At 67.8% G+C, this 10,683-nt stretch carries 12 protein-coding genes; 4 read left to right on the forward strand and 8 right to left on the reverse strand.

From position 1 onward, the window contains the following. Positions 1–46: 46 nt before the first annotated feature. Together acnA and AB4Z01_RS17765 are read left to right on the forward strand one after the other, a co-directional pair. The gene (gene acnA / locus AB4Z01_RS17760) at positions 47–2,734 is read left to right on the forward strand and encodes an aconitate hydratase AcnA (protein ID WP_441695872.1); all 2,688 of its coding nucleotides are present in this window, start codon (positions 47–49) and stop codon (positions 2,732–2,734) included. 247 nt (positions 2,735–2,981) lie between these two features. Beyond that, positions 2,982–3,326, forward strand: a complete 345-nt coding sequence (locus tag AB4Z01_RS17765) for a MucR family transcriptional regulator (protein ID WP_441695873.1) — start codon at positions 2,982–2,984, stop codon at positions 3,324–3,326. An 86-nt stretch (positions 3,327–3,412) separates the two neighbouring features. Here the strand turns inward: AB4Z01_RS17765 and AB4Z01_RS17770 are convergent, their stop codons facing one another. Continuing rightward, complete coding sequence (locus AB4Z01_RS17770) at positions 3,413–3,619, reverse strand: cold-shock protein (RefSeq protein WP_138887178.1); 207 nt, start codon at positions 3,617–3,619, stop codon at positions 3,413–3,415. 283 nt (positions 3,620–3,902) lie between these two features. Between AB4Z01_RS17770 and AB4Z01_RS17775 the strand changes: the two genes are divergently transcribed. Then, the gene (locus tag AB4Z01_RS17775; protein ID WP_441695874.1) at positions 3,903–4,715 is read left to right on the forward strand and encodes a molybdate ABC transporter substrate-binding protein; all 813 of its coding nucleotides are present in this window, start codon (positions 3,903–3,905) and stop codon (positions 4,713–4,715) included. 342 nt (positions 4,716–5,057) lie between these two features. Further along, positions 5,058–6,092, forward strand: coding sequence for a calcium-binding protein (locus AB4Z01_RS17780; protein ID WP_441695875.1), 1,035 nt, complete (start codon positions 5,058–5,060; stop codon positions 6,090–6,092). Positions 6,093–6,153: 61 nt separating this feature from the next. Here AB4Z01_RS17780 and yghU read toward each other — a convergent pair whose 3' ends face one another. The 7 genes from yghU to AB4Z01_RS17815 form a co-directional block, all read right to left on the reverse strand. Next, complete coding sequence (gene yghU, locus AB4Z01_RS17785) at positions 6,154–7,029, reverse strand: glutathione-dependent disulfide-bond oxidoreductase (protein ID WP_441695876.1); 876 nt, start codon at positions 7,027–7,029, stop codon at positions 6,154–6,156. Positions 7,030–7,132: 103 nt separating this feature from the next. After that, a complete protein-coding gene (locus AB4Z01_RS17790) occupies positions 7,133–7,684 on the reverse strand; it encodes a hypothetical protein (RefSeq protein WP_441695877.1) in 552 nt (183 codons plus the stop codon). Further along, the gene (locus AB4Z01_RS17795; RefSeq protein WP_429227798.1) at positions 7,681–7,950 is read right to left on the reverse strand and encodes a hypothetical protein; all 270 of its coding nucleotides are present in this window, start codon (positions 7,948–7,950) and stop codon (positions 7,681–7,683) included. Before AB4Z01_RS17795 ends, AB4Z01_RS17790 begins: the two co-directional genes overlap by 4 nt. Continuing rightward, a complete protein-coding gene (locus tag AB4Z01_RS17800; protein ID WP_429227797.1) occupies positions 7,947–8,165 on the reverse strand; it encodes a hypothetical protein in 219 nt (72 codons plus the stop codon). Before AB4Z01_RS17800 ends, AB4Z01_RS17795 begins: the two co-directional genes overlap by 4 nt. A gap of 18 nt (positions 8,166–8,183) precedes the next feature. Next, positions 8,184–9,338, reverse strand: a complete 1,155-nt coding sequence (gene rlmN, locus AB4Z01_RS17805; protein WP_441695878.1) for a 23S rRNA (adenine(2503)-C(2))-methyltransferase RlmN — start codon at positions 9,336–9,338, stop codon at positions 8,184–8,186. 111 nt (positions 9,339–9,449) lie between these two features. Continuing rightward, complete coding sequence (locus tag AB4Z01_RS17810) at positions 9,450–9,986, reverse strand: invasion associated locus B family protein (protein ID WP_441695879.1); 537 nt, start codon at positions 9,984–9,986, stop codon at positions 9,450–9,452. A 324-nt stretch (positions 9,987–10,310) separates the two neighbouring features. Continuing rightward, a partial coding sequence (locus tag AB4Z01_RS17815) for a hypothetical protein (protein ID WP_441695880.1) occupies positions 10,311–10,683 on the reverse strand: 373 nt, incomplete at its 5' end.

Raw genomic sequence — 10,683 nt, forward strand, 5'->3', positions numbered from 1 at the left:
CGCACAGCCCATTTCGCGATCAGCCTTCGACCGAAGGAGCCCTTCCGTGACCTTCACCGGACATGACACGCTCAAGACCCGCCGTCAGCTGACGGTCGATGGCAAGAGCTATGATTATTTCAGCCTCGAGGCCGCCCAAGCCCAGCTCGGCGACGTCGCCCGCCTGCCCTTCTCGCTGAAGGTGCTGCTGGAGAACCTGCTGCGCTTCGAGGATGACCGGTCGGTCACGGTCGATGACGTCAAGGCGATGGCGCAATGGCTGCAGGACCGCCGGTCCGACCGCGAGATCGCCTACCGCCCGGCCCGCGTGCTGATGCAGGACTTCACCGGCGTGCCGGCGGTGGTGGACCTCGCGGCGATGCGCCAGGCGATGGTCGCGCTGGGCGGCGACCCTCAGCGGATCAACCCGCTCTCGGCCGTCGACCTGGTGATCGACCACTCGGTCATGGTCGACGCCTTCGGCACCCCGAATGCCTTCCAGCAGAATGTCGACCTGGAGTTCGAGCGCAACCACGAGCGCTACGCCTTCCTGCGCTGGGGCCAGACCGCCTTCGACAATTTCCGCGTCGTCCCGCCCGGCACCGGCATCTGCCACCAGGTCAATCTGGAGTACTTGGCCCAGACCGTGTGGGTGGAGAAGGACCGCAACACCGGCAACCAGGTCGCCTATCCCGACACGCTGGTCGGCACCGACAGCCACACCACCATGGTCAACGGCCTGGCCGTGCTGGGCTGGGGCGTCGGCGGCATCGAGGCCGAGGCGGCGATGCTGGGCCAGCCGGTGTCGATGCTGATCCCCGAGGTCATCGGCTTCAAGTTCACCGGCAAGCTGAAAGAGGGCATGACCGCCACCGACCTGGTGCTGACGGTCACCCAGATGCTGCGCAAGAAGGGCGTGGTCGGCAAGTTCGTCGAGTTCTACGGCGAAGGCCTGGACCACATGTCGCTGGCCGACCGCGCCACGATCGGCAACATGGCCCCGGAATACGGCGCCACCTGCGGCTTCTTTCCGATCGACGCCGAGACGCTGCGCTACCTGGAATTCTCCGGCCGCGATCCGCACCGCGTCCGCCTGGTCGAGGCTTATGCCAAGGCCCAGGGCATGTGGCGCGACGCCAATTCGCCGGAGCCGGTCTACACCGACAGCCTGTCGTTGGACCTGGGCGACGTCGAGCCGTCGCTGGCCGGGCCGAAGCGGCCACAGGACCGGGTCGCCCTGACCCAGGCCGCCAGTGCCTTCACCAAGCTGCTGGCCGACGCCGGCACCGCCCCGGCCCCGACCAAGGTGCTGGGCATGGACCATGACCTCGACCATGGCGACGTGGTGATCGCCGCGATCACCAGCTGCACCAACACCTCGAACCCGTCGGTGATGGTCGCGGCCGGCCTGGTCGCCCGCAAGGCGCGCGAGCGCGGCCTGACCCGCAAGCCCTGGGTCAAGACCTCGCTGGCCCCGGGCAGCCAGGTGGTGACGGAGTACCTGAACGCGGCCGGCCTGAACGTCGACCTGGACGCCGTCGGCTTCAACACCGTCGGCTATGGCTGCACCACCTGCATCGGCAATTCCGGCCCGCTCCCGGACGAGATCGCCGCCGCCGTCGAGGCGGGTAACCTGAACGTCGCCGCCGTGCTCTCGGGCAACCGCAATTTCGAGGGCCGGATCAGCCCGCATGTGCGGTCGAACTACCTGGCCTCGCCGCCGTTGGTGGTGGCCTACGCCCTGCTCGGCAGCATGACCAAGGACATCACCACCGAGCCGCTGGGCACCGGCAGCGACGGCCAGCCGGTCTATCTGAAGGATGTCTGGCCGACCGCCCGGGAGATCGCCGAGACGATCGAGCAGTGCCTGACGCCGGAGATGTTCCGCAGCCGCTATGCCAATGTGTTCGAGGGCCCGCAGGAGTGGCGGAGCATCGAGACGGTGGAGAGCGAGACCTACAACTGGAACCCGGGGTCGACCTACGTCCAGTACCCGCCCTTCTTCACCGGCATGCAGAAGGAGCCGGAGCCGCTGACCGATGTGCGCGGCGCCCGCCTGCTGGCGGTGCTGGCCGACAGCGTCACCACCGACCACATCTCGCCGGCCGGCTCGATCAAGAAGGACAGCCCGGCGGGCGAGTACCTGCTGGAGCATCAGGTCCGGCCGCTCGACTTCAACAGCTACGGCGCCCGTCGCGGCAACCATGAAGTGATGATGCGCGGCACCTTTGCCAACATCCGCATCAAGAACGAGCTGGTGCCGGGCGTCGAAGGCGGCTTCACCAAGCACCAGCCCTCAGGCGAGATGCTGCCGATCTACGATGCCTCGATGCGCTACCAGGCCGAGGGCGTGCCGCTGGTGATCATCGCCGGCAAGGAATATGGCACCGGCTCGAGCCGCGACTGGGCGGCCAAGGGCACCCGCCTCCTGGGTGTCAAGGCGGTGGTGGCCGAGAGCTTCGAGCGCATCCACCGGTCGAACCTGGTCGGCATGGGCGTGCTGCCGCTGCAGTTCACCGGCGGCACCACCCGGGCGGATCTGAAGCTGGACGGTACCGAGCAGTTCGACATCCTCGGCATCGCCGAGGGGCTGAAGCCGCGGCAGGAGATGGTGCTGACCGTCACCCGCGCCGACGGCAGCCGCCAGGACGTGACCCTGCTCAGCCGCATCGATACGCTGGACGAGCTGGAATACTTCAAGAATGGCGGCATCCTGCAGTATGTGCTGCGCAGCATGGTGAAGGCGGCCGCGTAAGCCGTTCCGTCATCTGCGTCTTCGGAAAGCCCGGCGCGAGCCGGGCTTTTCTGCTTTCTGTGGCCTGCACGACAACAGCAGCGACGATCCGGCGCACCTGGTGACCGACAGGGAACCGATCCGCCGTTCGATCCTTGTTGGGCGGTGGCGACGGCATGGCCGGAAATTCGATTCCGGCGGAATAAGCGTCGCCATCCGGGCGTCCTAGGAAGGTCACCGGGTAGAGCAACAGCAACGAGGGGGCCGGATGCCCATCGATGAGATCGGCGCGGCGGCGCTGTCGACGCCGAACCAGGTTCTCGAAGTCACCGCGGCGATCGTCGCCGCGCATCTGCGCGGAACCGCGACCTCGGCCGCGCATGTGCCGGAGATCATCCGGCAGGTCTATGACGCCCTGACCGAGCTGGTCGAGGGTTCCGGGGCGGAGGAGGCGCCCCGTCCCGTGGTCGATGCAGCCTCGCACCGCCAGATCGCCGAGCCACTTCCGGACGCCGCGCTGCCCTGGCGCGAGACCACGGCCTTGCGCGGCATGCGCGCCGGCACCCGGATCGGCGAGACCCCGCGCGAGCGCTTCCGCTCACGGTATCGCTGACCGGGAAGGCCTCGACGATTCCAAATAAAAAGGGCGGCACCCGTCTCGGATGCCGCCCTTTCTGATTCGGTGCCCGATGCGGACCGTCAGGAAACCTGCAGGTTCGCCGCCGACTCCCGGCCATCACGGCCGCGCGCCAACTCGAACGTGACCTGCTGCCCCTCATTGAGGGACCGCAGCCCGGCCGCTTCCACAGCCGAGATGTGCACGAACACGTCCTTGCCGCCGTTGTCCGGCTGGATGAACCCGAAGCCCTTGGTGGTGTTGAACCACTTCACGGTACCAGTCGCCATACGTCTTCACTCCATAGGCGGCCGAGGCCGCCGTCGTTCACGGCCGAATGAGGTCCCGGCCGGTCGGCCAAGTGAGCCGAAGCCAGTCACATAGGCAACGTTTCGGCCGTCGCCTAGTCACCCGATGCGGATTCGACCGAAACTTGCGCGAGCGCGCTGCGCGACGGCTCAAGCCGCAACCGGTCCGACTAAGCAGATATGGCGGCCGACACCGCTATATCTGATTGAACATATCGAAAGAGGCGGCTAGCGTCCGGCTGCGGAACAGCGGCGGAGGAAGGCCATGCGACGGCTGGCGGCGGTTGTCATCGGATGCATGCTGCTGGCGGTGCCCGCCGCGGCGGCGGATCCGGCCCTGACCCTGTACGGTGCCGGCAGCCTGCGAGGCGCCATGCTGCGGATCACCGAGGCCTACCGGCAGTCGGGCGGCGCCGAGGTGACCGTGAGCTTCGGCCCTTCCGGCACGATGCGGGAAAAGATCGAGGCCGGCGACAAGGTCGACATCTTCACCTCGGCCGACACCGGCCATCCCCAGAGGCTGAACCAGGAGGGGCTGGGCAGGCCGCTGGTGGTGTTCGCCCGCAACCGGCTGTGCGCCATCGCCGCGCCGAGGGTCGGGCTGACGGCCGACAACGTGCTCGACCGCGCCCTCGACCCGGCGGTCCGGCTCGGCACCTCGACGCCGAAGAGCGACCCGTCTGGCGATTACACCTGGGCGATGTTCCGCAAGGCCGAGGCGATCCGCCCGGGCGCCTTCGCCGCGCTGGACGGGAAGGCGCTGCAGCTGGTCGGGGCGCCCGACAGCGCGCGGAAGCTGGGGCTGCCCGAGGACGCCAACGCCGCCGCCTGGCTGATCGAGCACGACAAGGCGGACATGTTCCTGGGCTACTGCACCAGCGGCAAGGCGGCGCAGGCGGAGCGGCCCGATCTCGTGGTGGTGCCGCTGCCGAAAGAGCTGGCGGTCGGCGCCGCCTACGGGCTGACGGTGCTGAAGGATGCGCCGCCTGAGGCCTATCGCCTGGCGCTGTTCATCCTGTCCCCGGCCGGCCAGGCGATCCTGGCAGAATCAGGTTTCGACACGCCGACCACGCCCTGACGTCCGTTCTCGGCTTACCGATTCTGATTTCAGATTCGTCTCCGCCGGCAATCGGCGCCGATTGCCGGAATCCTCCCCGGCTGGACGGGCACCGAGCGATTCATTTTTAGAACTCACATTTTTGGCACAGCTTTCGGTTCGAACTTCACAACCCCAGGCGTTCCGCCAGACACGGCAATGCAACCGACGATCTGCGGAAAGCGCGAGGTGCTGCCGCCCGGTTTCACATTGAAACCTCTGCGTAGACACGCTCGAAATCTTGTGATGATTCACGATACGGTCATGATTCTGGGTATTATGACCACGGACATAAGGTTTCCAATCATAAGGGAGTAATCAGTCATGCCAAATCTGATCGTGGGAGGACTGGGCGACGACATCCTTGTCGGCGGCACGGGTGACGATCTGATCATCGACCCCTGGGGCCACGACCGGATCAACGGCGACCTGGGTAACGACACCATCCTGGCGGGCGAAGGCAACGACGTCGCCAAGGGCGGCAGCGGCGACGACAATGTCGATGGCGGCTCCGGCAACGACCTGCTCCAGGGCAATGACGGCGCCGACACCCTGACCGGCAATCTCGGCGACGACACCATCCGTGGCGGCGCCGGGGTCGACCACATCAACGGCGACCAGGGCAACGACACGCTTTATGGCGACGACGGCGACGACTTCGTCTTCGGCGGCCAGAACATCGACCATGTCTATGGCGGTGCCGGCAACGACCACGTCTTCGGCAGCGAAGGCAATGACGCCGTCTATGGCGGCCTGGGCAACGACGTCCTCGCCGGCGACAATGGCCGCGACACGGCCCGTACCGATGTCGGCGAAGGCAACGACAAGCTCTATGGCGATGCCGGCAACGACACCCTCATCAGCGGCGACGGCAAGGACTACCTCACCGGCGGCGCCGGTGACGACACCTTCCTGTTCCGCTTCCACGACCCGAAGGCCGGCTCGATCCAGGGCTACAGCAACGTCACGGATTTCGATCCGAGCCATGACAGCTTCGCCTTCGATGCGGCCGGCCTCGGCCGTGACGGCGTCGGTGCCAACTTCGTCGACAATGGCGACGGCACGTCCGGCGGCGCGGTGACCAGCTTCTTCAGCGGTGCGGCGTCCGGCGCGAACGGCGAACACGCGGTCGTGATCACCGACCAGGGCTTCGCTTCGGCCGATGCCGCCGCCAAGGGGATCTCGGGCGAGACCGCCGGCGACATCATCGCCTATTACGACAGCGCGACCAGCACCGCCAACCTGGCCTATGTCACCTCGTCCGACCACGCGGACACCTTCGTCCACCTGACGAATGTGCACAGCGTGGCCGACCTGGCGGCCCTGGGCCTGACTGCGTCGGACTTCACCTACGTCTGATCCGGACGTCCGGAACAGAACCGCGCCCCGCCGTTCGCGGCGGGGCGCTTCTTTTTGGCGGCTAGACCTGAGTCGCGAGCTTGTCCTGGGTCCGAGTCTCGAAGTCGCCGGCGTCGTGGCGCTCGTGCAACTGCTCCGACGGGTCGCCGCTCAGGCGATTGACGATGCGGCCGCGCTTCACCGCCGGCCGGGCGTCGATCGCCTTGGCCCAGCGCTGCACGTTCTTGTAGGTCTGCACGTCCAGGAACTCGGCCGCGCCATAGGCCCGGCCGAGGGCCAGGCCGCCGAACCAGGGCCAGTTCGCCATGTCGGCGATGGTGTACTGGTCGCCGGCGACGTATTCGCTTTCGGCCAAGCGCCGGTCGAGCACGTCGAGCAGGCGCTTGGCCTCCATGGCATAGCGGTTGATGGCGTATTCGATCTTGGTCGGGGCGTAGGCGAAGAAATGGCCGAAGCCGCCGCCGAGGAACGGGGCGCTGCCCATCTGCCAGAACAGCCAGGACAGGCATTCGGCGCGCTCGGCGCCCGCTTCCGGCAGAAACGCCCCGAACTTCTCGGCGAGATGGACCAGGATGGCGCCGGATTCGAAGATCCGGATCGGGGTCGGGCCGCTGCGGTCGACCAGCGCCGGGATCTTCGAGTTCGGGTTGATCTCGACGAAGCCGCTGCCGAACTGGTCGCCGTCGCCGATCCGGATCGGCCAGGCGTCGTATTCGGCGCCGCTGTGGCCGGCGGCCAGCAGCTCCTCGAACAGGATCGTCACCTTCTGGCCGTTCGGCGTCGCCAGCGAGTAGAGCTGGAACGGATGGCGGCCGACCGGCAGGGCCTTGTCATGCGTCGGGCCGGCGATCGGGCGATTGATGTTGGCGAACTGGCCGCCGCTCGCCTTGTCCCAGGTCCAGACCTTCGGCGGCACGTAGTCGGAGGAATCACTCATTCTCTTGGCTCCCGGTGGGGCGGAGAGGGAATTCGGCGTTCGTTGGAGCGTCGACCCTAGACCGTGATCGTCGCGGAATGAAGCGTTTCCGTTGCCGTCGCGTTCACGGTCTGGGTTTGTTCCGTTCACAGGGCGAGGGCGGCGCCCGGTCGGCGGCGGTGTAGCGCAGCAGCAGGCGCTGCAGCCGGTTGCGGCTGCCATCGGCCGAGAAGTCGACCGCGGTCAGCGCCACCTGGGCCGAGGGGAAGCGCCACAGCCGCGTCACCAGGCCGGATTCGACGACGCAGCTCTCGGCTGGCGGTCCCAGCCGGGCGTGGAGGTCGTTGACGAAGGATTGCAGCTCGTCCGGGCCGGGAATCGGCGGCCGCCGCTCGAACAGGATCTGGACCAGCCTTCCGTCCTTGCGCGCCAGCTCCGGCACCAGGTCGAAGGCGATGCCGCCGACCACCACGTTCTGCACCATGCGTTCGGCATAGAGCGGGCCGAAATCCCAGGGCGGCGACAGCGGCACGGCCTGCGGCACGGCGGATTCGACCTGCTGCGCGGTCATGCCCCAGCTCAGGCTCTCCCAGCCGCGGATGTCGGTCTCCGCGGCGACGGCATGGGCGGCGAGGAGAAGCCAGGCCGGCGCGAAAGCCAGGCCGAGGCCCCTCATCCCCGATGCACGACATGCGGCCGCGGCCCGTCGATGCGCGGCCAGCGGATGAAGGCGATGACCCAGAGCACGATGACGTCGAGATAGGGCACCAGCAGCAGGATCGACCACAGCGGCGTCACCCGCGCCTTGACCAGCGCATAGGCGGCGAAGCTCATCAGCAGCACGATGTAGATGCCGATGATCAGGTTGATGCCCCAATGCGGGAAGGTCGCCATCCAGCCGGGGCCGTAGAAGGACGACAGCGCTTCGAGCACATCACTCATCGCTTGCCCTCCCCCAGCGCCGCCACCACCGGCCAGCGCCGGAACAGCAGCACGGCGAAGACCAGCATGACGCCGACATGCGGCACCAGGGCCAGCAGCGCCCAGCCGCGGGCCAGGCCGGCACGGGCGAGGATGCGGGCCAGGGCCGGCATCGCCAGCAGGGCGAAGAGCAGCGCCCAGGCGCCCGGGGTCTGGAAGAATTCGGCGAGGGTCATGGCTTGAGCGGACGCCGATCAGTGCACGGCGGGCGCGACCGCCGGAGCGGCGGCACGGGCCGAGGCGCGCTGGCGCACGCTGTCCGACTTCAGCTGGCCGCAGGCGGCGAGGATGTCGCTGCCGCGTGGCGTCCGGATCGGGCTGGCGTAGCCGGCCTCCATCAGGATGTCGGCGAAGCGCTCGATCGCGTCGGGCGTCGAGCATTCGAACGGCGCGCCCGGCCAGGGGTTGAAGGGGATCAGGTTCATCTTGGCCGGGATGCCCTTGAGGATGCGCACCAGCTGGCGGGCATCGGCCGGGGTGTCGTTGACGTCCTTCAGCATCACGTATTCGAAGGTGATGCGGCGGGCGTTGTTGACGCCGGGATACTCGCGGCAGGCGTCCAGCAGCTCCTTGACCGGGTACTTCTTGTTGATCGGCACGATCTGGTCGCGCAGCTCATCGGTCACCGCATGCAGCGACACCGCCAGGTTGACGCCCAGCTCCTCGCCGCAGCGCTTCATCATCGGCACCACGCCGGCGGTCGACAGGGTGATGCGGCGGCGCGAGATCGCGATGCCCTCCGGATCCATCACCAGCTTCAGCGCGCGCTTCACATTCTCGAAATTGTACAGCGGCTCGCCCATCCCCATCATGACGATGTTGGTGAGCTGGCGGTCGTCCCCTTCCCGCCCCCAGTCTTCGAGGATGTCGCGGGCCAGCATGACCTGGCTGACGATCTCCGACGCCTCGAGGTTGCGCACCAGGCGCTGGGTGCCGGTGTGGCAGAACTTGCAGGTCAGGGTGCAGCCGACCTGGGAGGAGACGCAGAGCGTGCCGCGGTCCTCCTCCGGGATGTGCACCGATTCGATCTCCTGCCCGTCTGCCATCCGGGCGAGCCACTTGCGGGTGCCGTCGAAGGAGTTCTGCTGCCGCACCACCTGCAGCCGGTCGAGCGCGTAGCCGTCCGCCAGCTTGGCGCGCAGGCTCTTGGCCATGTCGCTCATCGCCTGGAAGTCGGTGGCGCCGTGCTTGTAGATCCAGCCGAACAGCTGGCGCGCGCGGAATGCCGGCTCGCCCATGCCCGCCAGCGTCTCCGCCAGCTCGGCACGGTCGAGCCCGACCAGGTTGATGCGGCCGTCGGCGCGGGGCGCGGGCGGCGCGAAGGTGGTGGCGTGCGTTTCGATACCCATGGGACCTCCGGAAGGCCCTGAAATGGCAACGGCCCCTCCCCAAGGGAAGGGGCCGCGCTGTTTTACATCAATGGACGCAGTCTGACGACCGCGTGTGAGAGAAGCCCGCGGTCAGGCGCCGCAGGCTTTGTTGATCTCGCCCAGCGCCGCCGAGATGCCGGCGAGGGAGAAGGTGTAGTTGGTGCCGGTGCCGCGCGAGGAGGTGGCCTTGACCGTCAGGGTCGAGCCGCCCTTCATCGCGTTGACCAGCGCGTCATCCGCGGCGGCGTCGCGCGACCAGGCGGTGTTGCCGTCGGTGAACAGCTGGAAGTTCTTGCCGCCGATCGTGAGGGTGACGTCGGCACCCTGCTTCAGCGTGTAACCGACCTGCAGGCTGACCACGTTCTTCTGCTTCTCCGCCGGCCGGTTGGTGACCAGGATGAAGACGTCGCCATGGCGGACATTGGCGGGGTCGGACTTGGTCGGCTTGCTGGCGATGTAGCAGGCCTTGCCGCCATTCTCGGTGAACTGGAAGGCGTGCCAATCGCGGCTGGAGGAGATGTACTGTACGTTCTGCGCCGAGGCCGTTCCCGGCAGGGCGACGCCGGCCGCCATGGCGAGGCCGGCCACGGCACCGAGGACAAACTTGCGAGGACGGGTTCTCAGCATAGTGCCACTCTGATTCGGGGTTGCAAGGCTGGACGACGCGGCCCGATGCGACCCCACGACATACATGGATTTATGCGCGACGGGAACCACCCGAACGCATACTGCGTTGTCGATCCCGTTCGACCGGCCGCCGGACGGCGATGGCGGGTACCGGACCGGCGTCCTTCCCTCATCCGAAGGCGCAAACGCCTCCGACCTCTCCGCAGGGCGTGAGAGGCAAAACAATCCGGATTTCGTAGGTCGGGTTCGCGGCCGCGAACCCAACAGGATCGGGTGCCGGGAGGGCGGCGACATGTCGGGTTCGCCGCAAGCAAACCCGACCGGTCATCCCGTATCCGGCGGCTTCGGCCTGCGGCGGCCGGCGCCGGCGGAGCGAGGCTCGGGCGGATCCTCCGGATCGTCCTCGCCGTCCTCCGGCGGGATGAAGCCGTAATGCTCCATGGCCTCGTCGGCCATCTCCAGCCAGCGCTCCACCTCCGGCGGGAAGCCCCAGCGCCGGCACAGGGCCGCCACCGCGACCTCCGGCCGGCTGGCCGCGATCAGCTCGGCCACCTCCGGCCGCTCCACCCGCTCGCAGACCTCGGCGACGCGGCGGTCGACCTCCTCGTCGTCCTCCGACACCTCGTAGGCGGCGGCCAGCATCGCCAGCTTTACCCGCAGGTCGTGCCAGTCCTCCTGCGCCGATTCGCGCTTCGCC

Origin of the sequence: Inquilinus sp. YAF38 (genome assembly GCF_052113205.1) — a bacterium.
Classification (GTDB): domain Bacteria; phylum Pseudomonadota; class Alphaproteobacteria; order DSM-16000; family Inquilinaceae; genus Inquilinus.